The organism is Micromonospora inositola, assembly GCF_900090285.1.
GTDB classification, from domain to species: Bacteria; Actinomycetota; Actinomycetes; order Mycobacteriales; family Micromonosporaceae; genus Micromonospora; species Micromonospora inositola.
The window spans coordinates 3,264,998-3,286,621 of sequence record NZ_LT607754.1; the positions used below are offsets into that span (position 1 = coordinate 3,264,998).

19 protein-coding genes are annotated in these 21,624 nt (G+C 72.9%); 14 read left to right on the plus strand and 5 right to left on the minus strand.

Going from position 1 to position 21,624, the window contains the following annotated elements; all coding sequences use genetic code 11:
- Positions 1 to 22 precede the first annotated feature (22 nt).
- Positions 23 to 3,178: an isoleucine--tRNA ligase gene (gene ileS / locus GA0070613_RS15660; protein WP_089012980.1), complete on the plus strand. Its 3,156-nt coding sequence runs from the start codon at positions 23 to 25 to the stop codon at positions 3,176 to 3,178.
- A 132-nt stretch (positions 3,179 to 3,310) separates the two neighbouring features.
- Complete coding sequence (locus tag GA0070613_RS15665) at positions 3,311 to 4,012, plus strand: lysophospholipid acyltransferase family protein (protein ID WP_089012981.1); 702 nt, start codon at positions 3,311 to 3,313, stop codon at positions 4,010 to 4,012.
- Between the two features lie 34 nt (positions 4,013 to 4,046).
- Here the strand turns inward: GA0070613_RS15665 and GA0070613_RS15670 are convergent, their stop codons facing one another.
- Positions 4,047 to 5,516, minus strand: a complete 1,470-nt coding sequence (locus GA0070613_RS15670) for a cryptochrome/photolyase family protein (protein WP_089012982.1) — start codon at positions 5,514 to 5,516, stop codon at positions 4,047 to 4,049.
- Positions 5,517 to 5,599: 83 nt separating this feature from the next.
- The gene (locus GA0070613_RS33425; RefSeq protein ID WP_408631003.1) at positions 5,600 to 6,727 is read right to left on the minus strand and encodes a hypothetical protein; all 1,128 of its coding nucleotides are present in this window, start codon (positions 6,725 to 6,727) and stop codon (positions 5,600 to 5,602) included.
- A gap of 231 nt (positions 6,728 to 6,958) precedes the next feature.
- Here GA0070613_RS33425 and GA0070613_RS15680 point away from each other — a divergent pair, with 231 nt between their 5' ends.
- The 9 genes from GA0070613_RS15680 (at position 6,959) to GA0070613_RS15720 (ending at position 16,717) form a co-directional block, all read left to right on the plus strand.
- Positions 6,959 to 7,264, plus strand: coding sequence for a hypothetical protein (locus GA0070613_RS15680; protein ID WP_089012983.1), 306 nt, complete (start codon positions 6,959 to 6,961; stop codon positions 7,262 to 7,264).
- Positions 7,203 to 9,194, plus strand: a complete 1,992-nt coding sequence (locus tag GA0070613_RS15685) for a TIGR03960 family B12-binding radical SAM protein (protein ID WP_089012984.1) — start codon at positions 7,203 to 7,205, stop codon at positions 9,192 to 9,194. Before GA0070613_RS15680 ends, GA0070613_RS15685 begins: the two co-directional genes overlap by 62 nt.
- Before the next feature lie 238 nt (positions 9,195 to 9,432).
- Positions 9,433 to 10,128: a TIGR03936 family radical SAM-associated protein gene (locus GA0070613_RS15690; RefSeq protein ID WP_231929832.1), complete on the plus strand. Its 696-nt coding sequence runs from the start codon at positions 9,433 to 9,435 to the stop codon at positions 10,126 to 10,128.
- Between the two features lie 132 nt (positions 10,129 to 10,260).
- Positions 10,261 to 13,287, plus strand: coding sequence for an Rne/Rng family ribonuclease (locus GA0070613_RS15695; protein WP_089012986.1), 3,027 nt, complete (start codon positions 10,261 to 10,263; stop codon positions 13,285 to 13,287).
- Between the two features lie 118 nt (positions 13,288 to 13,405).
- Complete coding sequence (locus tag GA0070613_RS15700) at positions 13,406 to 13,891, plus strand: hypothetical protein (protein ID WP_089012987.1); 486 nt, start codon at positions 13,406 to 13,408, stop codon at positions 13,889 to 13,891.
- Positions 13,892 to 14,056: 165 nt separating this feature from the next.
- Positions 14,057 to 14,371 carry a 50S ribosomal protein L21 gene (rplU, locus tag GA0070613_RS15705; protein WP_089012988.1) on the plus strand — a complete coding sequence of 105 codons (315 nt, stop codon included), beginning with the start codon at positions 14,057 to 14,059 and terminating at the stop codon, positions 14,369 to 14,371.
- 11 nt (positions 14,372 to 14,382) lie between these two features.
- A complete protein-coding gene (gene rpmA / locus GA0070613_RS15710; RefSeq protein ID WP_089012989.1) occupies positions 14,383 to 14,637 on the plus strand; it encodes a 50S ribosomal protein L27 in 255 nt (84 codons plus the stop codon).
- 90 nt (positions 14,638 to 14,727) lie between these two features.
- Positions 14,728 to 16,197 (plus strand): GTPase ObgE, encoded by a 1,470-nt coding sequence (gene obgE / locus GA0070613_RS15715; protein WP_089012990.1) that lies wholly within the window; start codon positions 14,728 to 14,730, stop codon positions 16,195 to 16,197.
- Between the two features lie 70 nt (positions 16,198 to 16,267).
- A complete protein-coding gene (locus GA0070613_RS15720; RefSeq protein WP_089012991.1) occupies positions 16,268 to 16,717 on the plus strand; it encodes a GNAT family N-acetyltransferase in 450 nt (149 codons plus the stop codon).
- Between the two features lie 34 nt (positions 16,718 to 16,751).
- Here the strand turns inward: GA0070613_RS15720 and GA0070613_RS15725 are convergent, their stop codons facing one another.
- On the minus strand, positions 16,752 to 17,411 hold the full coding sequence (locus tag GA0070613_RS15725) for a DUF6766 family protein (RefSeq protein ID WP_089012992.1): 660 nt from the start codon (positions 17,409 to 17,411) through the stop codon (positions 16,752 to 16,754).
- Positions 17,412 to 17,535: 124 nt separating this feature from the next.
- Entirely contained in the window at positions 17,536 to 18,018 is a 483-nt protein-coding gene (locus GA0070613_RS15730) for a DUF4383 domain-containing protein (protein ID WP_089012993.1), read from the minus strand.
- 198 nt (positions 18,019 to 18,216) lie between these two features.
- On the opposite strand from GA0070613_RS15730, the gene GA0070613_RS15735 reads away from it, so the two are divergent.
- Genes GA0070613_RS15735 through GA0070613_RS15745 form a run of 3 tightly spaced genes read left to right on the plus strand, consistent with a single transcriptional unit; the run spans position 18,217 to position 20,156 of the window.
- Positions 18,217 to 19,011 carry an ATP synthase subunit B family protein gene (locus GA0070613_RS15735; RefSeq protein ID WP_089012994.1) on the plus strand — a complete coding sequence of 265 codons (795 nt, stop codon included), beginning with the start codon at positions 18,217 to 18,219 and terminating at the stop codon, positions 19,009 to 19,011.
- Positions 19,012 to 19,047: 36 nt separating this feature from the next.
- Positions 19,048 to 19,509 carry a phage holin family protein gene (locus tag GA0070613_RS15740; protein ID WP_089012995.1) on the plus strand — a complete coding sequence of 154 codons (462 nt, stop codon included), beginning with the start codon at positions 19,048 to 19,050 and terminating at the stop codon, positions 19,507 to 19,509.
- Positions 19,506 to 20,156, plus strand: coding sequence for a DUF3618 domain-containing protein (locus tag GA0070613_RS15745; protein WP_089012996.1), 651 nt, complete (start codon positions 19,506 to 19,508; stop codon positions 20,154 to 20,156). The genes GA0070613_RS15740 and GA0070613_RS15745 overlap by 4 nt, the downstream gene beginning before the upstream one ends.
- Positions 20,157 to 20,276: 120 nt before the next feature.
- Here the strand turns inward: GA0070613_RS15745 and GA0070613_RS15750 are convergent, their stop codons facing one another.
- Positions 20,277 to 21,455, minus strand: a complete 1,179-nt coding sequence (locus GA0070613_RS15750; RefSeq protein ID WP_231929786.1) for a glycosyltransferase — start codon at positions 21,453 to 21,455, stop codon at positions 20,277 to 20,279.
- Between the last annotated feature and the right edge of the window lie 169 nt (positions 21,456 to 21,624).

Consider the following 21,624-nt stretch of genomic DNA (forward strand, 5'->3'; position numbering starts at 1 on the left):
TGCGCGAGGAGAGCGACCCCCGATGGCCTATCCGTTGCACGACCCGACCGCCGCCGGCGTCCCGGCGAGCCCGGACCTGCCCGCGGTCGAGCGCCGGGTCCTGGAGCACTGGACGGCCGACAAGACCTTCGAGGCTTCGGTCGAAGCCCGGCCGGCCGGCGACGACGGCAAGAACGAGTACGTCTTCTACGACGGCCCGCCGTTCGCCAACGGCCTGCCGCACTACGGCCACCTCTTCACCGGGTACGTCAAGGACGTGGTGCCGCGCTACCAGACCATGCGCGGCCGGCACGTCGAGCGGCGGTTCGGCTGGGACTGCCACGGCCTGCCCGCCGAGGTGGTCGCCGAGAAGCAGCTCGGCATCACCAGCAAGGCGGAGATCCTCGACCTGGGCGTGGCCCGGTTCAACGAGGCCTGCCGCACCTCGGTGCTGGAGTTCACCCAGGACTGGGAGCGGTACGTCACCCGGCAGGCCCGCTGGGTCGACTTCGCCAACGACTACAAGACCCTCGACCTGGACTACATGGAAAGCGTGATGTGGGCCTTCAAGACCCTGCACGACAAGGGTCTGGTCTACGAGGGCTTCCGGGTGCTGGCGTACTGCTGGCGGTGCGAGACGCCGCTGTCGAACACCGAGACCCGGATGGACGACGTCTACAAGGACCGGCACGACCCGACGCTGTCGGTGTGGTTCGGGTTGACCCGGGACGACAACGCGCCGGAGCTGGTGCGCGGGCCGGTCAAGCTGGGCGTCTGGACCACCACGCCGTGGACCCTGCCGTCGAACCTGGCGCTCGCCGTCGGCCCGGACATCGAGTACGCGGTGCTGGAGCGCGACGGGGAGCGCTACGTGGTCGGCGCGGCGCGGCTCGGCGCGTACGCCAAGGAGCTGGAGGGGTACGAGCAGGTCGGCACCGTGCGCGGTGCGGACCTGGTCGGGCGCCGCTACACGCCGCTCTACGACTTTCTCGTCGAGCAGGCCGGGGAGAACGCGTACCAGGTGCTCGGCGCGGACTTCGTCACCACCGAGGACGGCACCGGGATCGTCCACCTGGCCCCGGCCTTCGGCGAGGACGACCAGAACGTCTGCAACGCCGCCGGCATCCCCACCATCGTCACCGTGGACGACCACACCCGGTTCACCGCGCTGGTCCCGCCGTACCAGGGCGAGCAGGTCTTCGACGTCAACAAGCCGGTGATCCGGGAGCTCAAGGAGCGGGGGGTGGTGCTCAGGCAGGACACCTACACCCACTCGTACCCGCACTGCTGGCGCTGCGACACCCCGCTGGTCTACAAGGCGGTCTCGTCGTGGTTCGTCGCGGTGACGCAGTTCAAGGACCGGATGGTCGAGCTCAACCAGCAGATCAACTGGACACCGGGACACATCAAGGACGGCTCGTTCGGCAAGTGGCTGGCCAACGCCCGCGACTGGTCGATCAGCCGGAACCGGTTCTGGGGCTCGCCGATCCCGGCGTGGAAGTCCGACGACCCGAACTACCCGCGCCTCGACGTGTACGGCTCGCTGGCCGACATCGAGCGGGACTTCGGCGTACGCCTGACCGACCTGCACCGGCCGGCGGTGGACGACCTGGTCCGCCCCAACCCGGACGACCCGACCGGGAAGTCGATGATGCGCCGGGTGCCGGAGGTGCTGGACTGCTGGTTCGAGTCCGGCTCGATGCCGTTCGCCCAGGTGCACTACCCGTTCGAGAACCGCGACTGGTTCGAGCACCACTACCCGGGCGACTTCATCGTCGAGTACATCGGACAGACCCGCGGCTGGTTCTACACCATGCACGTGCTGGCCACCGCGCTGTTCGACCGGCCGGCGTTCCGCAACTGCCTCAGCCACGGCATCCTGCTCGGCTCCGACGGGCGCAAGATGTCCAAGAGCCTGCGCAACTACCCGGACGTGTACCACGTCTTCGACGCGTACGGCTCCGACGCGATGCGCTGGATGCTGATGTCCTCGCCGGTGCTGCGCGGCGGGGACATGGCGGTCACCGAGGCGGGCATCCGGGACGCCGTCCGGCAGGTGCTGCTGCCGCTGTGGAACGTCTGGTACTTCTTCTCGCTCTACGCCAACGCCGACGGGTACCAGGCGAGCCGTCGGGTGGACAGCACGCACCTGCTCGACCGGTACGTGCTGGCGAAGACGAACGAGCTGGTGTCGACGGTCCAGGGGCAGATGGAGGCGTACGACATCTCCGGCGCCTGCGCCACCGTCCGCTCCTTCCTCGACGCGCTGACCAACTGGTACGTGCGGCGCTCCCGGGACCGGTTCTGGTCGGGTGATGCCGAGGCGTTCGACACCCTGTGGACGGTGCTGGAGACGCTCTGCCGGGTGGTGGCGCCGCTGGCGCCGCTGACCGCGGAGGAGATCTGGCGCGGCCTCACCGGCGAACGGTCGGTGCACCTGACCGACTGGCCGTCGGCCGAGGAGTTCCCGGCCGACCACGATCTCGTCGCCGCGATGGACGCCGTCCGCGCGGTCGCCTCGGCGGCGCTCTCGCTGCGCAAGGCCAAGGGCCTGCGGGTCCGGCTGCCGCTGCCGAAGCTGACCGTTGCCTCGCCGGTGGCGGACCAGCTGCGCCCCTTCGCCGAGCTGGTCGCCGACGAGGTCAACGTGAAGGCGGTGGAGTTCACCGACGAGGTGTCCGCGTACTGCCAGCAGGTGCTGACCGTGGTGCCCCGGGCGCTCGGCCCCCGGGTCGGCAAGGCGGTCCAGCAGGTGATCAAGGCGGTCAAGGCAGGGGAATGGGAGCTGGCCGACGGCGCCCCGGTCGCCGCCGGGGTCACCCTCGCCGAGGGCGAGTACGAGCTGCGCCTGGTCGCCGCCGACGCGGAGCACTCCGCGCCGCTGCCCGGCGGTGAGGGCGTGGTCGTGCTGGACACCGAGGTCACCCCGGAGCTGGCCGCCGAGGGGTTGGCCCGGGACGTGGTCCGGGTGGTGCAGCAGGCCCGCCGGGACGCCGACCTGGACGTCTCCGACCGGATCGTGGTGTCGCTGTCGGCCTCCGAGGAGGTCCGGGCGGCGGTGTCCGCGTACGCCGATTTCGTGGCCCGGGAGGTGCTGGCCGACACCATCGACTTCGCCGACGGGATCGACGGCGCCGACGGCTTCGCCGGTGAGGCCGGCGAGGGCGAGCGGGTGACGGTGGTCGTCCGGCGGGTATGAGGTGGTGACGCGTGGTCCGGCGGCGTGCGCGCCGCCGGGCCACCACCCGGGCGGCCGGCCACCCGATCGGGTCGGCGTGGGACCGTCCGCTACCGTGACACCGCCCGTTCAGGTACGACCGCCGGAGGACCAGTGCCCCTGCTCTACACCATCGGCAAGCTCACCGTGGCGCCCGCGCTCCGGTTGGCCTTCCGTCCGCACGTGGAGGGGTTGGAGCACATCCCGGCGACCGGTGGTGCGATCTTCGCGGGCAACCACCTCTCCGTCGCCGACGAGCTGCTGCTCGGCACCGTCGTCCCTCGGCACCTGGCCTTCTGGGCCAAGTCGGAGTACTTCACGGGCACCGGCGTGAAGGGCGCCTTCTCCAAGTTCGTGCTCACCGGGCTGGGCGCCATCCCGGTCGAGCGGGCCGGCGGCCGGGCGGCGCTGTCGGCGTTCGACGCCGCCATCCCGGTGCTCAAGGCCGGTGACCTCGTCGCCGTCTACCCGGAGGGGACCCGTTCGCCCGACGGCCGGCTCTACCGGGGGCGGACCGGCGCGGCCCGGCTGGCCGTGGCGGCCGGCGTGCCGATCATCCCGGTCGGCGTGACCGGCACCGACAAGGCGCAGCCCATCGGGGCCCGGGTGCCCCGGCCTGGCCGGGCCGAGATCAGCATCCGGTTCGGCAAGCCGCTGGACTTCACCGGCCGCTCGGACGACCGGACGTCGCTGCGGGCGATGACCGACGAGCTGATGGCCGAGATCCAGAAGCTGACCGGCCAGGAGTACGTGCCGCGCTACGCCCCGCCGCGCGCCCACCCGCCGGTCAGCGGCGAGCCGCCGACCGCGTCCTGAGCCGGGGCGGCGCGCCGCGCTGCCTCCCGCGCCGTCACGGCGGGTCGTTGCCGCGGCGCTTCTCCTGGGCCACCACCGCGTCGAGGTCGGCGAGGCGTTCCATCTGCTTCATGGTGCGGGCCATCCGGGCGTTGCCCGGGATGCGGTCCCGGTTGCGGGACAGGAACGCCCAGTAACCGGCGGTGAACGGGCAGGCGTCCTCGCCGAGCCGCTTGCGCGGGTCGTACCGGCAGCCGCCGCAGTAGTCGCTCATCCGGTTGATGTACGCGCCGCCGCCGACGTACGGCTTGGTGGTCATCCGGCCCAGGTCGGCGTACTGGCTCATGCCGACCACGTTGCCGGTCATCACCCACTCGTAGCCGTCCACGAAACGGGTGTGGAACCACTCGACCAGCTCGGCGGGGCGCCAGCCGCGCTGCAGTGCGTAGTTGCCCAGCACCATCAGCCGGGGAATGTGGTGCACCCAGGCCCGGTCGCGGACCCCGGCGAGCACGTCGGAGAGGCAGCGCGCGTCGACCGCGTCGGCGTCCAGGTCGTTCCACCAGCCCGGCAACGACCGCCGCGCGCCCAGCTCGTTGCTGTTGCGCCAGCCGGCCTCGAAGTACCAGTAGGTGTGCCAGATGTAGTCCCGCCAGCCGAGGATCTGCCGGACGAAGCCCTCCACGCTCGGCAGCGGCGCGCCCTCCCTGCGGTACGCCCGCTCCGCGCCTCGGACCGCCTCCATCGGGTCGAGCAGGCCCAGGTTGAACGACGACGACAGCACGCTGTGCGCCAGCCACGGATCGGTCGACAGCATCGCGTCCTCGTACGGGCCGAACGCGGCGAGCCGGTGCCGGAGGAAGTGCCGCAGCCGGGCCTTGGCCTCCTTCGCGGTGGCGGGAAACCGGCGCGGCCCGTCCCGGCCGACGAACCGGATCCCGTCCCGCTCCCAGCGGTCCAGGTCGGCCCGGACCTCGGCGTCGATGTCGTCCTCCTTCGGCATCGGCGGCGCCGGCACGTCGAGCTTTCCGTCCTTGGGCGGCGGCTCGCGGTTCTCGGCGTCCAGGCTCCACCGGCCACCGGCCGGGTCGCCGCTGTCCAGCAGCACCCCGTGGTGCTCCCGGGCGAACCGGTAGAACGCCTCCATCCGCAGCGCGCCCCGGCGCTGGTCCGCCCACTCGGCGAAGTCCGCCAGGCTGGTCACGTAGCCCCGCTCCGGCAGCACGGTGACCCGGTCCAGGCCGCGGACGAAGTCCAGGGCCCGTCGCGAGGTGGGGTGGCAGACCTCCAGCGGCTCGCGGACCTTCTTCAACGCCTGCCCGTACGTCTCGGCGCGCAGGAAGACGGCCTGGTCGCCGAGCTCGGCGGCGCGGTGCCGCAGCGCGGAGAGGATCAGGTGGGCCTTCTGCCGGTGGTGGACGCGACGCCGGAAGACCGCCTTCGACTCGATCAGCAGGACCGGCTGCCGCCGGTCGTCGAGGAAGTGCGGCCCCAGCTGATCGGCGAAGAGCCAACGCCGCGACATGTCCCGATTGTGGACTCTCCGCCGGTTATGCAACCACGGGAATCGTGGACTTTATGTATTTGCAACAACGCGGAGCGTGACGATCAGGGCTGGTCCGGGATGACGATCTGCCGCCGCAGCTTGTCCAGGAGGTTACCGCTGTCGTCCACCGACAGCCGGGTGAAGACGCCGGTGGTGAGGCTGCCGTGGTCGACCGAGGTGCAGACCACCACCGCGTCGCCGTCAACGCGGCCCACCGCGCAGCGCTCGTACCGGCCCCGGACGCCGGTCTCCACCGGCACCGCGGGATCGAGCGCGTACTGCTCCTGGAGACGGGCGATCTCCGCCTTCGCGTCGGACTCCGGGCTGAGCCGGAAGCCCGTGCCGCCGAAGATCGTCACCCGCTTGCCGTCGTCCGTGGCGTAGACGCCCGCGAAGGTGTCCTCGGCGAGCAGGTGGGCCTGGCGTACCTCGGTCTTCAACCGCTCGGCGGTGGCCTGGCTGCGCTCGTCCTCCCGCAGCCGCAGGCCGGCGACCTGGTCGGGCAGCGCCGCGCTGGCCGGGTACTGGGTGGAGAGCGGCTGGGCCCACCAGAGCGGAACGCCGCAGCAGCAGACGAGGCTGAGCAGCAGCAGCCACGGCCAGCGTCGCCGGCGGCGGACCGGGACCGGGACGTACCCCTTCGGCGCCCGCCAGTCCGGCGGCGGGGCGACCGGCGGCGGGGTCGCCCGGCGGCGCTGCTTCGGCGGCCGGGTCGGGGCGGGCGGCTGCGGGGACACCGGCACCGGCGGTGGCGACACCGGACGGGCGGCGACCGGCGTGGGCGTGCCCGGCGGGCCGGGCGGTGGGGCGACCGGCGGCGCCGGGTAGGGCAGCGTGTGCGGCGGCGCCGGGTAGGGGAGCGTCGGCGGCAGGGCCGGGAAGTCGGCGGAGTGCAGCTCCCAGCCGCTCGTGTCGGCACCCGCCCATGGGTCGACCGGGACCTGGTGCTCCGGCGCGTGAGGTGGGACCGGGGTGGGCTCGGCCGACTCGCCCCAGCCGCGCTTGCGGGGCGGCGGTGGCGGGACGGCCGCCGAGCCGCTCCACCGCGGGGCCGCCGGCTCCGGCCGGGTCTCCACCCGCGTCGGGTCGGGCCGGCCGCCCGGGGCGGCGGCGTCGTCCGTCCCGGACCGGTCGCCGGCCACGGGCGGTTCGCCGTCGTCGGTCGCGGCCGGGGAGTCGGTGGGCGGCATGGAGGGGCCGTCCGGGCCCGTGGGCGCGGCAGACGGCGGTACGGGCTCGTCGATGACCGCCGGATCCCGGTCCCGGCCCGTGACCGGGTTGCCCCCGTCGGCCGGCCGGTCTGCTCCCGGCTGCGGCTCCGGCATCGCGGCAATCTCCTCTCGCGCCGGTTGCGAGGTTAGTACCGGCGTGCCACCGTCGCCCACCCCGCCCGCCGCCCAGCGGGCCGCCCGGTCACCGGCATGGTGCTCTACCTGTTCAGCGGCGTGCTGGGCTGGTTCGTCAGTCCGGTGCTCGGGGTGATCGGCATCGTGGTCATGATCGTCTATCACGCGCTGACCAGCGAGGGCGTACGCCGGGGGGCGGCCGCACCGCCGCGCGGAGCGCCACTGACCGCTGGTGGTCCGGTTCCTCCCGGCATGGGCGGCCGGGCCGGCGGGCGGTGCGGCGCGGTGCCCGGCCGACGGGCGCGTACCCTTGGGCATCATGAGTGCCCCGTCCACGACGCCGCGCCCCGCCGCGGCGAACTCCGTCTGGCCCCAGCTTGAGCCGCTGCTGCCCCAGGTGACCAAGCCCATCCAGTACGTCGGTGGCGAGCTGGGTGCGGTGGTCAAGGACTGGGACGCGGCGACCGTCCGCTGGGCGCTGATGTATCCCGACGCGTACGAGGTGGGCCTGCCCAACCAGGGCGTGCAGATCCTCTACGAGGTGCTCAACGAGCTGCCCGACGTGCTCGCCGAGCGGACGTACGCGGTCTGGCCGGACCTGGAGAACCTGATGCGCGCCCACGGCGTGCCGCAGTTCACCGTCGACGCGCACCGCTCGGTACACGACTTCGACGTGTTCGGCGTCTCGTTCTCCACCGAGCTGGGCTACACCAACCTGCTCACCGCGATCGACCTGGCCGGCATCCCGATGCTGGCCGCCGACCGCACCGACGCCGACCCGGTGATCGTGGCCGGCGGGCACGCCGCGTTCAACCCGGAGCCGATCGCCGACTTCATCGACGCCGCCGTGCTCGGCGACGGCGAGGAGGCGGTCCTGGAGATCACCACGATCGTCCGGGAGTGGAAGGCCGAGGGTTCCCCGGGTGGCCGGGACGAGCTGCTGCTGCGGCTGGCCCGCACCGAGAGCGTCTACGTGCCGCGCTTCTACGACGTCGACTACCTGCCGGACGGCCGGATCCAGCGGGTCGTGCCGAACCGGGCGGACGTGCCGTTCCGCGTGCACAAGCGCACCACCATGGACCTGGACGCCTGGCCGTACCCGAAGAAGCCCCTCGTGCCGCTCGCCGAGACGGTCCACGAGCGGTACGCGGTGGAGATCTTCCGGGGCTGCACCCGGGGTTGCCGGTTCTGCCAGGCGGGCATGATCACCCGCCCGGTGCGGGAGCGGTCGATCACCACCGTCGGCCAGATGGTCCGCGACGGCCTGGAGTTCTCCGGCTTCCACGAGGTGGGCCTGCTGTCGCTGTCGTCGGCCGACCACTCCGAGATCGGCGACATGTGCTCCGGCCTCGCCCAGCAGTACGAGGGCACGAACGTCTCGCTCTCGCTGCCGTCGACCCGGGTGGACGCGTTCAACATCGACCTGGCCCAGGAACTGTCCCGCAACGGCCGGCGGACCGGCCTGACCTTCGCCCCCGAGGGCGGGTCGGAGCGGATCCGCAAGGTGATCAACAAGATGGTGTCCGAGGAGGACCTCATCCGCACCGTGGTCACCGCGTACACCAACGGCTGGCGGCAGGTGAAGCTCTACTTCATGTGCGGCCTGCCCACCGAGACCGACGAGGACGTGCTGCAGATCGCCCGGATGGCCCACGAGGTCATCAAGGCCGGCCGGGCCGCCACCGGTTCGAAGGACATCCGCTGCACGGTCTCCATCGGCGGGTTCGTGCCGAAGCCGCACACCCCGTTCCAGTGGGCGGCGATGGCGCGGCCGGAGGTCATCGACAGCCGGCTCAAGATGCTCAAGCAGGAGATCAACTCGGACCGCTCGCTCGGCCGGGCGATCGGTTTCCGCTACCACGACGGCGAGCCGTCGCTGATCGAGGGCCTGCTCAGCCGCGGTGACCGCCGGGTCGGCGCGGTGATCCGCAAGGTCTGGGAGAACGGCGGCCGGTTCGACGGCTGGAGCGAGCACTTCTCGTACCAGCGCTGGGTGGACGCCGCCGCCGAGGTGCTGCCGACCTTCGGCGTGGACCTCGACTGGTACACCACCCGGGAGCGCGACGAGCTGGAGGTTCTGCCCTGGGACCACCTCGACTCGGGTCTCGACAAGGACTGGCTCTGGCAGGACTGGCAGGACTCGCTGTCGGAGTACGAGCAGGACGACTGCCGGTGGACCCCGTGCTTCGACTGCGGCGTCTGCCCGTCCATGGACACCGAGATCCAGATCGGCCCGACCGGGAAGAAGCTCCTGCCGTTGACCCCGATCGGCGGATCTGGCCTGAAGGTCCCCACCGGCGCCCAGCACTGACCGCTGTCCCGCACTGACCGCTTTCCCGCAGTGACCGCGGCGGTCGGCGATCCGACCGCCCGCCGCCACCGTTGATCATTAAGTTGTTGTCACCGGCACGGCGTGTCGCCGGCAACAACTTCATGATCAACCGTTCCTGACCTCGAGGAGCACGACGATCAGCAAGAAACCACAGCCGGAGGGCGGGCAGGCGCCCGTCGTCCAGCGCGTCCGGATCCGGTACGCCAAGCGCGGACCGCTGCGGTTCACCTCGCACCGGGACTTCGCCCGGGCCTTCGAGCGCGCGCTGCGCCGGGCCGGCGTACCGATCGCCTTCTCCCAGGGCTTCACCCCGCACCCGAAGATCTCGTACGCCAGCGCCGCGCCCACCGGGGTGGCCAGCGAGGCCGAGTACCTGGAGATCGGCCTCCGCGAGCCGGTCGACCCGGCCCAGCTGCGGGCCGCGTTGGACGCCGCGCTCTCGCCGGGGCTCGACGTGCTCGACGCGGTCGTGGCCGGGGGTGGCAGCCTCGCCGACCGGATCGAGGCGTCGCGCTGGCGGATCGAGCTGCCCGAGGTCGACCCGGCCCTGGCGCGGCAGGCGGCGGCGGCCTTCACCGCCGCCGAGGAGATCCAGGTCGAGCGGATGACCAAGCAGGGCCGGCGGATCTTCGACGCGCGGGCGGCGGTCATCGGCATCGATGTCGTTCCCGAGTCCGAGACGCCTTCCGGGGCACCGGCCGTACCGTGTGCGATACTCGAACTGGTCGTGCGGCAGGTCACCCCGTCCGTACGGCCCGATGACGTCCTTTCCGGCCTCCGCGTGGTGGCCGCCCTGGAGCCGCCGGTCGCCCCGAGGGTGATCCGGCTGGCACAGGGCACGCTGACCGCGCAGGGCGAGATCGTGGATCCGTTGGATGCGGACCGCGACGGGGCAGCCATCGGTGAGCACTGACCGACGGTCAGTGCTCGAAGCAGGCAGACTTCGGCGGTCGTGCACCTCGCGCGCCCGGCGGAAACACTTTTGCGGCGACCCTGCGTGGCAGCGCTCACCCGCGCCCGGGGCAGCCAGAACTGGAGAACGTCCATGCTCGAGAACGAGCCCGAGGGCGGCGAACGGACCGGTTCACAGCCGGCCGGCGACACCGCCGACAACAGCACTGACAGCACCGCCGAGGCCCGGCCGCCGGCCCGCAAGCGGACCAGCCGCCGCCGGACCGCCCCGCTGAACCAGCCGGAACAGACCGACGCGCCGGCCGAGGCGCCCACCGAGGCCGGCACGACCACCGGCGAGTCGCCCCAGGCGGAGGTGTTCGCCCCGGTCGTGGGTGAGCTGGAGGCCGCCCCGAAGACCCCCCGGCGCCGCCGCAAGGCGACCACCGCCAAGGCGGCCGAGGAGCCCGTGGTGGCGACCGGCGCGGAGGAGGCCTCCGCGGAGGTCGTCCCCCCGGTCAAGGTGACCCGCACCCGGCGCCGGAAGGCCGTCCCGCCGGAGGCCGAGACCCCGGCCGCCGAGCCGCGGGAGGACGCCGCGCCGGCCCTGGCCGAGGAGGCGCCGGCCGAGGAGACCCCGGCCGACGAGATCACCGCCGAGGAGGAGGCCGCCGAGCCGACCGAGGCCGAGGAGACCGCGCAGCGGACCCCGGCCGCGGAGCCGACGCCGGCCGCCTCGGGTACCGCCGAGATCCCCCCGGCCGCCGAGGGCGCCACCCCGCCGCGGGCCGGGGACCGCAGCGGCGACGTCGCGCCCGGCGCGGCGGTTCCGGGCGAGCAGCCGGCCGAGCAGCCGGAGCCGCGTACCCGCCGGCGGCGGGCCGCGCTCTCCGCGCCGACGGTGCTCTTCATGGCGCCGCAGCCGGAGGAGGCGCCGGTCGTCCGGGTCACCGCGCCCGCGCCGGCCGCCGAGGAGCCGGCCGAGGAGCCGGTCGAGACCGGTCGCCGCCGGCGGCGCGGCCGCCGCGAGGTGGAGCCGGTCGAGGCCGAGGTCGAGGTCGAGGAGGAGCCCGCCGTCGAAGCCGAGGAGATCGGTGAGGCGGAGGACGAGGACGAGGACGAGGAGACGGCCGCGGCGCGTCGCCGTCGCCGTCGCGGCCGGCGGGGTCGCGGCCGGGGCAAGGGCGGCGCGGAGGACGAGGAGGCCGAGGAGGCCGAGGAGGCCATCCAGGCCGAGAGCGCCGAGGCCGAGGCCGAGGAGACCGAGGACGAGGAGGGCGAGGGCGACGGGCTGACCCGCCGCCGGCGCCGCCGCCGTCGTCGGGGCGCCGGTGACGTGGAGGGCGGCGCCGAGGACGGCGTGCCCACCGTGGTCAAGATCCGCGAGCCGCGCCGGGCCGTCGACGAGGTGCAGGGCGTCTCCGGCTCGACGCGGCTGGAGGCCAAGCGGCAGCGCCGCCGGGACGGTCGGGAGCAGCGGCGTACCCGGCCGCCGATCCTGAGCGAGTCGGAGTTCCTGGCCCGCCGGGAGGCGGTCGACCGGGTGATGGCGGTCCGCCAGCGCGGTGACCGCACCCAGATCGCCGTCCTCGAGGACGGCGTGCTGGTCGAGCACTACGTCACCCGCAACTCCTCCGGCACCATGGCCGGCAACGTCTACCTGGGCAAGGTGCAGAACGTCCTGCCCAGCATGGAGGCGGCCTTCGTCGACATCGGTCGCGGCCGCAACGCCGTGCTCTACGCCGGCGAGGTGAACTGGGACGCCACCGGCCTGGAGGGCCGGGCCCGCTCGATCGAGCAGGCGCTCCGCTCCGGCGACTCGGTGCTGGTGCAGGTGACCAAGGACCCGATCGGGCACAAGGGCGCCCGCCTGACCAGCCACATCGCGCTCTCCGGGCGGCACCTGGTCTACGTGCCCAACGGCAACGCCTCCGGCATCAGCCGGAAGCTGCCGGACACCGAGCGCAAGCGGCTGCGCGACGTGCTCAAGAAGCTGGTTCCGGACGGCGCGGGCGTGATCGTGCGGACCGCCGCCGAGGGGGCGAGCGAGGACGAGCTGGCCCGGGACGTCAAGCGGCTCCAGGCGCAGTGGGAGGAAATCCAGGCCAAGGCGGCCGAGGGTGGCGCCCCGGTGCTGCTCTACGAGGAGCCGGACCTGGTCATCCGGGTCGTGCGGGACCTGTTCAACGAGGACTTCCGCGACCTGGTGATCGAGGGCGAGCAGGCGTACGGCGAGGTCGAGTCGTACCTGTCGCACGTCTCGCCGGACCTGGTCGCCCGGCTGCGCCGGCACGCCGGCACCACCGACGTCTTCGCCGAGTACCGGATCGACGAGCAGATCCTGAAGGGGCTCGACCGCAAGGTCTTCCTCCCCTCCGGCGGCTCGCTGGTGATCGACCGGACCGAGGCGATGACCGTCATCGACGTCAACACCGGCAAGTACACCGGCTCCGGGGGCAACCTGGAGGAGACGGTCACCCGGAACAATCTGGAGGCGGCCGAGGAGATCGTCCGCCAGCTCCGGCTGCGCGACCTGGGGGGCATCGTGGTGATCGACTTCATCGACATGGTGCTGGAGTCGAACCGGGAGCTGGTGCTGCGCCGGCTCACCGAGTGCCTGGGCCGGGACCGCACCAAGCACCAGGTCACCGAGATCACCTCGCTTGGCCTGGTGCAGATGACCCGCAAGCGGATCGGCGCGGGCCTGCTGGAGGCGTTCAGCGAGACCTGCGAGTGCTGCAAGGGCCGCGGTCTGATCATCCACACCGAGCCGGTGCCGGAGAAGCCGCGTGCCGGCGGTGGCGCGGGGGAGAAGGTCAAGGCGGTCGCCTCGGCCGTCACCACCCCCGCCGCCGAGCAGGGCGGCACCGCCTCGTCCCGGCGTCGGGCCCGCAAGGCCGCCGCGCCGGAGAAGACCGTGGCCGAGGTGACCGAGACCACCGACGCCGTGGCGCAGGCGGAGTCGGAGTACCACGACACGATGGGCTACGACCTGTCCCGGTACGAGTCCGAGACGCCGGCCGCCCCGGCGGTCGCCGACAGCCAGGAGGGCGAGTCCGCCCGGCTGGCCGCACCGGACGACCCGGACGCGCTGGGTGACACCGACGAGGAGGGCGCCGAGGGCGGCACCGGCCGGCGGCGCTCCCGTCGCGGCGGCGCCCGGCGGCGTACCCGGCCGTGAGTCGCTGACCGGCGCGACGTTTGACAGAGCCCCTTCCCCGGCAACAGTGTCCGGTGGGAGGGGCTCTGCCGTCTCGACGACCCCCGGCCGGACGGCGGCTCCTCGGACAGGAGGAGACATGCGTCGCCCGCTCGCGGCCACGATGGTGACCGCCGTGCTGCTGACCGGCGCGGCCTGCGCCGACAACGACTCCAACCCCTTCAGTGTGGGGTTCGCCTCACCGGCGCCGTCGGCCACGGCTGCACCGGGCGTCTCCGGCACGCCCACCCCGACGCCGACCGGTGACGCGGGGGTCTGCCTGGCCGCGAAGCGGGCCGGCTCGACCGCCGTGCAGACGTACGTCCAGAAGCTGGCCGAGATGCTGACCGTCGGTCGCACCGACCGGGCGGCGGCCGACGCCGCCCGCCGCGACGCCGAGGCGGCCCTGGCGGGCTGGCGGGACGCCCTCCGGCAGCAGTCGGGGCGGGCGACCGACCCGCAGCTCAAGACGCTGCTGGCCGACCTGGCCACCGAGGTCGGTAGCCTGGGCACCGACGTCGAGAAGATCGACGAGGCGGAGTTCGACCGCCTCCAGCAGCGCCTCGACGAGCTCTGCCCGCGCTGACCAGCGGCCCGGTTTGGGCGGCGGGCCGGGTATGGCGTACGCTTGCCTGCGGCGCACTTTGGTGTGCCGAGTTCCCGCGTGCCCGCGCCGCCGGTGTCACTGCTGCCCGGCGAGTCGCCGTGGGAACGACCGCCAGCAGCCTCAACGACAGGGAGTCCGCCTCCGATGTACGCGATCGTCAAGACCGGCGGCAAGCAGTACAAGGTCGCCGAGGGCGACGTGATCGAGGTCGAGAAGCTCACCGGTGCCCCCGGTGACGCGGTGAAGCTCACCGCGGTGCTCCTCGTCGACGGTGACGACCTGGTGACCGAAGCGGCGAAGCTTGCCAAGGTCGCGGTGTCCGGCGAGATCGCCGCGCACACCAAGGGCCCGAAGATCAAGATTCACAAGTTCAAGAACAAGACCGGCTACCACAAGCGCCAGGGTCACCGCCAGCCGCTGACCCAGGTCAAGGTGACCGGCATCTCCAGCGGGAAGTAGGTCGTCCTCCAATGGCTCACAAAAAGGGTGCGTCCAGCTCGCGTAACGGTCGCGACTCCGCGGCCCAGCGGCTCGGCGTGAAGCGCTTCGGTGGTCAGGTCGTCAGCGCGGGTGAGATTCTCCTCCGTCAGCGTGGCACCAAGTTCCACCCCGGTGACCTGGTCGGCCGTGGCGGCGACGACACGCTGTTCGCGCTGGCCGCCGGCTCGGTCCAGTTCGGCACCAAGCGGGGTCGCAAGACCGTCAGCATCGTGCCGCAGCAGTAGTTCGAAGGCGAAGCGGGCCGCGGACCTCGTGTCCCGGCCCGCTTCGTCTTTTCTCACGCGGGGGTGGACCCCGCTGGAAGGATTGGCGTCGTGACGACGTTCGTTGACCGGGTCGTCCTGCACATGCAGGCCGGCGACGGCGGGCACGGCTGTGTCTCCATCCACCGGGAGAAGTTCAAGCCCTTCGGCGGCCCCGACGGCGGCAACGGCGGGCACGGCGGCAGCGTCTCGCTGGTCGTCGACCCGCAGGTGACCACGCTGCTCGACTTCCACTTCCGCCCGCACCTCAAGGCCGAGAACGGCAAGGGCGGCGCCGGCTCGAACCGGGACGGGGCCAACGGCCACGACCTGATCATCAAGGTGCCGAACGGCACCGTGGTGCAGAGCCTCGACGGTGAGGTGCTGGCCGACCTGGTCGGCGCGGGCACCACCTTCGAGGCGGCCCGGGGTGGCCGCGGCGGGCGGGGCAACGCCTCGTTGGCCAACGCCCGGCGCAAGGCCCCCGGCTTCGCCGAACTGGGTGAGCCCGGCGACCTCCTGGACGTGGTGCTGGAGCTGAAGAGCGTCGCCGACGTCGGCCTGGTCGGCTTCCCGTCGGCCGGCAAGTCCTCGCTGATCTCGGTGATCTCCGCCGCCAAGCCGAAGATCGCCGACTACCCGTTCACCACCCTGGTGCCGAACCTGGGCGTGGTCCGGGTGGACAACCACACCTTCACCGTCGCCGACGTGCCGGGCCTGATCCCGGGCGCGGCCACCGGCAAGGGCCTTGGGCTGGAGTTCCTCCGCCACGTCGAGCGCTGCGCCGTGCTGGTGCACGTGGTCGACACGGCGACGCTGGAGCCCGGCCGGGACCCGCTCGCCGACATCGACACCATCGAGGCGGAGCTGTCCGAGTACGGCGGCCTGGCCGACCGGCCCCGGCTCGTCGCCCTCAACAAGATCGACGTACCGGACGGGCGGGATCTCGCCGAGATCGTCCGGCCGGACCTGGAGGCGCGCGGTTTCCAGGTCTTCGAGGTCTCCACGGCCACCCGCGAGGGGCTCAAGGAGCTCATGTACGCGATGGCCGAGCTGGTCGAGCAGGGCCGCAAAGCGGCGCCGCCGGCCGAGCCGACCCGGATCGTGATCCGCCCGAAGGCGGTCGACGACACCGGCTTCACCATCGAGGCGGAGGAGGACGGCTCCTTCACCGTCCGGGGCGTCCGGCCCGAGCGCTGGGTGCGGCAGACGAACTTCGACAACGACGAGGCCATCGGCTACCTGGCCGATCGGCTGGCCCGGCTCGGTGTCGAGGAGAAGCTGGCCAAGGCCGGCGCGAACCCCGGCGACCTGGTGCGGATCGGCGATCGGGAGTTCGACTGGCAGCCCACCCTCTACGCCGGGGTGGACTTCGTCCCGGGCAACCGGGGCACCGACGTCCGGCTGGAGGACAAGTCGGCCCGCGCCTCGGCGGCGGAGCGGCTGGCCGCCCGCAAGGCCCGCCGCCGGCGTCCCGAGGACGAGCTGGAGTCCGGCGGCCTGGACGCGGACCTCTCCGACGACCTGGACGACGACGAATAGCTCGGCTACGTCCGTGTTCGGGTCGTTGGCCGGAAACCTCCGCGAAATCCGCTCGGCTTAGCGTGACGGGATGCTGATCGAATCCCGTCCCGCCACCGATCCCGAGATCGCCGCCCTGGTCACGGCCCAGCAACGTGATCTGCGGGCGGCCGACGGCGGGCTGGACGGGCAGGCGACGCTGACCCAGGACGACATCCACTACCTGGCGGCGGTGGTCGGCGGCCGGGCGGTCGGCTGCGGCGGCCTCCAGGCGCTGGACGGCGACACCGGGGAGCTGAAGCGGATGTACGTCCGCCCGGCGTACCGGGGGCGGGGCATCGCCCGGCAGTTGCTGGCCGCCCTCGAGGAGCTGGCCTTCCAGCGCGGACACGCCGTGGTCTGCCTCGAGACCGGGACGTACCTGCCGGCCGCGATCGGGCTCTACACCTCCAGCGGGTACGAGCCCATCCCGGTCTACGGCGAGTACGTCGGCAACCCGTACAGCGTCTGCTTCGCCAAGCGGCTGCCCGTCGCCGCCTGACGGCGGCCGACCCGGGCGGCGGGGGCGCCCCCGGTCAGGCGCCGGTCTCGGCGTGCGCGGCGGTGACCGGCTTCGACTCGGGGCTGGCGTGCTGCCGCAGCACGATGCTGAGCAGGATCAGCACGCCGACGGCGAGGAACTCGCTCTGCCAGTTCTGCATGGACTGGAACCAGAAGTCGCTGGTGAAGAGGAACTGCCAGGCGCCGATCGGGGCGGCCCCGCTCTCCAGCGCCTGCTCCTGGTTGTACTCCGCCACGCCGCCGAACAGGTGGCCGAGGAACGAGCCGGCGAAGATCAGCAGCAGCGCCAGCGAGAGGCTGTTGCGGTAGACGGCCAGGGGGAAGCCGCCCACCCGGACCGGCCAGGGGGAGTCCGGCTTGGCCCGGCGCGGGTCGTCGTCGGGCCGGTCGTCCTGGCCCTCGGGCTTCGACTCCGCCGAGCCCTTCTGCACCAGGTACGCGGTGAGCAGCACGTAGCCGCCCATCTGGAGGAACTCCGACTCCCAGTTCTCGAAGACCGCCTCGGCGAAGTGCCCGGTGCCGAGGTACGCCCACCAGCTCAGCGGGGCCGCGCCGTACTGGGTCAGCTCCTCGTTGTGGACCTGCCAGCCGGTCACGCTCTGCAACGCGAGGAAGACCAGGAATGCGCCGAGCATGGCGACCGTGAGCGCGTTCTCCCGCAACCACCGTGGCATCGCAGGACCTCCTCGTCCGTCGGATCACTCCCCGTGGTGACCCTCCGTTGCCCCGGGCAAGGATTCGGCAAACCCGCGCCCAGTGTGTCGGGTGACGGACCACCCGACCGGGTGAAGGCGCAGATCAGGGGCGGTCGATCGGGGTGTCCAGCCGGCCGCCGGTGCCGACGTCGTTGGAGAGCAGCAGCCCCACGACGAGCATGCCGAAGCCGAGGAACAGGTGCAGCCAGTTGTCCGCGTCGTTGAACGGCACGAAGTTGGCCGCGGTCTTCATGTCGATGCCGAAGCCGTACAGCCAGAGGCCCAGGTAGACGGCGCCGCCGCCGGCCAGGAAGAGCCGGGCCCCGGCGACCCGACGCGCGAGCACCAGCCCGACCAGGCCGAAGAGCAGGTGCAGCAGGTTGTGCAGGACCGACACCTGGAACAGGCCGAGCAGCTTCGCCTCCGAGTGGTGCCCGGCGAAGGTCAGGTCGCCGTAGTGCGTGGTGACCCCGGGGACGAACCCGAGCACGCCGATCAGGACGAAGACGGCGGCCACCGCGGCGGCGACCGGCTGGATCCGGGGCTTCGGGCCGGCCGGGGCGCGTCCGCGCACGTCACGTGCCATCGCTGTCACCTCCGTGGAGCAGCCGCCGCCCGGGGCCGGACGACCCTCCATTGTGTGATCGAGGTGGGGCGGTTCCGCAGAGAAATGACGAATCAGGCATGGACCCGACGACTGGGGGTAGGTCAATGGTCACGCCGACAACACGTCGGCACGACCCCACGACACAACCGCTACGACCATCCGAGCGGAAGGGTAATCATGACCTACGATCTTTCCCCCACGTCCTCCACCTACGGGCAGGAGTCGCACAACGGCGGTGGCGTCCGTGACCAGGCCCGCCAGGTCGGCTCGGAGGCGGCGAACGCGGGCGGCGCCGTCGCGGAGACCGCCAAGGAGCAGGGCAAGGAGGTGGTGGGCGAGGCGAAGCGCCAGGCCCGCAACCTCTACGGCGAGGCCCGCAACCAGGTCGCCGCCCAGACCAGCCAGCAGCAGCAGCGCGCCGCCGGCGGCCTCCGCTCGCTGGCCGAGGAGATGCGCTCGATGGCGCAGGGCAGCGGCCAGTCCGGCCCGGTGACCGAGCTGGCCCACCAGGCCGCCGACCGGGTGCACGGCGTGGCCGGCTGGCTGGAGCAGCGCGAGCCGGGCGACATCCTGCACGAGGTGAAGAGCTACGCCCGCCGCAACCCGGGCACCTTCCTGGTCGGCGCCGCCGTCCTCGGCGTCCTCGCCGGCCGGCTGACCAAGAACATCGCCGCCACCGGCGACGACGACCCGGCCCGCCGGGCGTACGGCCCGGGCTACGACCCGGACCGGACCGCGGTCATCCCGACCTCGCGCGCGGTGCCGGAGGCCGTGCCGCCGGGCGGCTACCTCGACCCGACCCCGGGCAGCTACGCCGACCCGCAGACCGGCTACGCCGAGCCGGGCGGCTACACCGACCCGACCCGCGGCGGCTACGCAGAGCCGCAGACCGGCACCGGCCAGCCGCTGCCGCCGGTGAGCCAGACCGACCCGCTGCCGGGCGTGCCGTCGAGCGGCGTCACCCGTCCGTGAGCGGCCGATCCGTCAGAAGGGAGGCGACGGCATGACATGCCGACGCAGGGGTCCGGACTGGACTCCGGTTACCACGCGGAGACGGGCGCCCCGCACACCGCGGACGAGGTCCGGGGCAGCTCCCTCGGTGAGCTGATGCGCCAGGTGACCACCGACCTCTCGACGCTGATGCGGCAGGAGGTCGAGCTGGCCAAGGCGGAGATCCGCCAGGAGGGCAGGAAGGCGGGCAAGGCCGCCGGGCTGTTCGGCGGCGCCGGCTTCGGCGGCTACATGGTGGCGCTCTTCCTCTCCATCGCGCTGTGGCAGGCCCTGGACAACGTGATGGATTCGGGCCTGGCCGCGCTGATCGTGGCCGTCATCTGGGCCGCGATCGCGGCGGTCCTCTACTCCATGGCCAAGAAGAACGCCGAGCGGATTCGCGGCCTCAAGCAGACCAACGACAGCGTGCAGCGCATCCCCGACGCGCTCAAGCCGCACCCGGAGGGAGTCACCCGATGAGCACCGACCCCGACCAGATCCGGCGGGAGATCGAGGCCACCCGTAACAGCCTCAGCTCGGACGTGGACGCGCTGGCGTACAAGGTCAGCCCGAGCCGCATCGTCGACGACCGCAAGCAGCGGGCGCGCAACGCGCTCCAGAATGTGAGGGACAAGATCATGGGAACCGCCTCGGACTACGGCCACAGCACCGGTCACGCCGCCCACTCGGCGGCCGACCACGCCTCCTCGGCGGCCTCCACCGTCGGCGACAAGGCGCACGCCGCCGCCTCCACGGTCGGCGACGCCGCCCAGCGGGCCCCGCACGTGTTGCGGGAGAAGTCCGAGGGCAACCCGCTGGCCGCCGGCCTGATCGCGTTCGGCGCCGGCATGCTGGTCTCCTCGCTGATCCCGGCCAGCCGCCGCGAGCAGCAGGTGGCGGCGCAGGTCAAGGAGAAGGCCGGCGAGCACGCCGGCGCGGTGAAGGAGAAGCTGGGCGAGGTGGCCGGCGAGCTCAAGGAGGAGCTGCGCGAGCCGGCGCAGCAGGCCACCGAGTCGGTGCGCTCCACCGCCCAGGACGCAGTGCACGCGGTCAAGGACGACACGAAGTCGGCCGCGCAGGACGTCAAGGGCACCGCGCAGCAGTCCCGCGAACAGGTCCGGTACTGACCCGGACCCTCGTACGCCGCAGCTCGCGGTCACACCCGGCCCGACCGGGGAGTGGCCGCGAGCTGTCGCGTGCCCGGCGGACCTGTCGGCGAACGCTGTGGAGCTGATGGCGTGGACGATTCAGCTCGGCAGCCGGCCGGCGGCTGAGCCGGTGACCTCGTTGCGGCAGCCCGCGACCGCCGCCGTCGGTCGGCCGGCGGCGCGCACGTCCGACTCCACCCACAGCACCAGGTCACCGGGACCGTTCCCGGCCAGCCGGCGGCGCAGCGTCCGGATGGAATGCGCGGGGTCGCGCACCCGCGCGTCGGCGTAGGGCATGCCGCCGCGCAACCGCCGGCCCAGCGCGAGCCAGGAGCAGACTCCGCGTTCCAGCACCCAGAGCGGGGCGGCCAGCGCGGTGCGCGCCGGGAAGACCCGGGCGCCGCCGGCCCGCCGGCGGCCCACCTCGGCGACGGCCACCGTCGCCACGGCGGCGCGCAGCAGCAGGCCCGGCCGGCGGGCCGCGAGCGCGGCCGCCACGCCCGGCAGCACCGCCAGCGCCGCCACCAGCCGGACCGGTTGGGCCTGGTCGTCGTACGCCTGCCGGATCCGCTGCCCGCGGAAGTGCGCGACGGTCGGCGGGACCCGGCGTACGTGCAGCCAGGCCGGGGTCGCCGTGGCGCCCCCGTACGCGCACACGGTGCGAACCAGCTCGAGGTTCTCGAAGAGCACGTCCGGGTCGTACCCGCCAGTGGCGCGGAAGGTGCTCCGGCGCACGGCCAGGGTGCCCGGCCAGTCGCCGCCGAACGCGCGGTTGAGCAGAATGCGGCCGGTGTCCCACCAGGCGTGCCAGGGCAGCGGGTCGAAGTGGTTCTGCGGCCGGACCAGGTCCACCCGGTCCAGCAGTTCGTGCACCGCCCGCAGCCCGGCCTCGTCGTACCGGACGTCGTCGTCGGCGATCACCACGTGCTCGTGCCGGGCCAGGCCGATCCCGGTCAGCACCCCGAGCACCTGGCTGTTGGCGCCGCGCGGCGTGGGGTCGGGGCGGACGTGTCGGACCAGGTTCCGCCACGCGGCGGCGTGCCGGGCGAAGAGGTCCGATGCGGAGCCGTCGACCACGGTGACGTCCACCCACCGGGTGAGATCGCGCAGGTAGTCGGTCAGCCCGGTGAGGCCGGTGTCGTCGGACCGGCGCAGCGGCAGGACGTACTCGACGGGGAGCCGATCGGGTGGCAGGCCGCCGCCCGCCGCGGTGGCCGCGCCACCGACGACCGGGGCCGGCGCGAACGCCGCGTGCTGGTCGCGGGCCGGGGCGCTCATGCCGACCCCGGGCCCGACGGGGCGAACGGCCGGCTGCCGGCGTGCCGGCCCGGTCCGCGGTGATCGACGGCCACGCTGCCTCCCGGATGAGCGCTGGGGCGGGGTCGGCCGATTGCCCGGATCTCTGCTAATCAAACCGTTTTGTCGTTTCGACGCCTCCGCGCCGGGT

Excerpts from the sequence above, each read along its gene's own strand:
- ileS (WP_089012980.1), top strand. The coding sequence starts at position 23 with ATGGCCTATCCGTTGCACGACCCGACCGCCGCCGGCGTCCCGGCGAGC.
- GA0070613_RS15670 (WP_089012982.1), bottom strand. The coding sequence starts at position 5,516 with ATGTCGCGGCGTTGGCTCTTCGCCGATCAGCTGGGGCCGCACTTCCTC.
- GA0070613_RS33425 (WP_408631003.1), bottom strand. The coding sequence starts at position 6,727 with ATGCCGCCCACCGACTCCCCGGCCGCGACCGACGACGGCGAACCGCCC.
- GA0070613_RS15680 (WP_089012983.1), top strand. The coding sequence starts at position 6,959 with ATGGTGCTCTACCTGTTCAGCGGCGTGCTGGGCTGGTTCGTCAGTCCG.
- GA0070613_RS15685 (WP_089012984.1), top strand. The coding sequence starts at position 7,203 with ATGAGTGCCCCGTCCACGACGCCGCGCCCCGCCGCGGCGAACTCCGTC.
- GA0070613_RS15695 (WP_089012986.1), top strand. The coding sequence starts at position 10,261 with ATGCTCGAGAACGAGCCCGAGGGCGGCGAACGGACCGGTTCACAGCCG.
- GA0070613_RS15700 (WP_089012987.1), top strand. The coding sequence starts at position 13,406 with ATGCGTCGCCCGCTCGCGGCCACGATGGTGACCGCCGTGCTGCTGACC.
- rplU (WP_089012988.1), top strand. The coding sequence starts at position 14,057 with ATGTACGCGATCGTCAAGACCGGCGGCAAGCAGTACAAGGTCGCCGAG.
- rpmA (WP_089012989.1), top strand. The coding sequence starts at position 14,383 with ATGGCTCACAAAAAGGGTGCGTCCAGCTCGCGTAACGGTCGCGACTCC.
- GA0070613_RS15720 (WP_089012991.1), top strand. The coding sequence starts at position 16,268 with ATGCTGATCGAATCCCGTCCCGCCACCGATCCCGAGATCGCCGCCCTG.
- GA0070613_RS15725 (WP_089012992.1), bottom strand. The coding sequence starts at position 17,411 with ATGCCACGGTGGTTGCGGGAGAACGCGCTCACGGTCGCCATGCTCGGC.
- GA0070613_RS15730 (WP_089012993.1), bottom strand. The coding sequence starts at position 18,018 with ATGGCACGTGACGTGCGCGGACGCGCCCCGGCCGGCCCGAAGCCCCGG.
- GA0070613_RS15735 (WP_089012994.1), top strand. The coding sequence starts at position 18,217 with ATGACCTACGATCTTTCCCCCACGTCCTCCACCTACGGGCAGGAGTCG.
- GA0070613_RS15740 (WP_089012995.1), top strand. The coding sequence starts at position 19,048 with ATGCCGACGCAGGGGTCCGGACTGGACTCCGGTTACCACGCGGAGACG.
- GA0070613_RS15745 (WP_089012996.1), top strand. The coding sequence starts at position 19,506 with ATGAGCACCGACCCCGACCAGATCCGGCGGGAGATCGAGGCCACCCGT.
- GA0070613_RS15750 (WP_231929786.1), bottom strand. The coding sequence starts at position 21,455 with ATGAGCGCCCCGGCCCGCGACCAGCACGCGGCGTTCGCGCCGGCCCCG.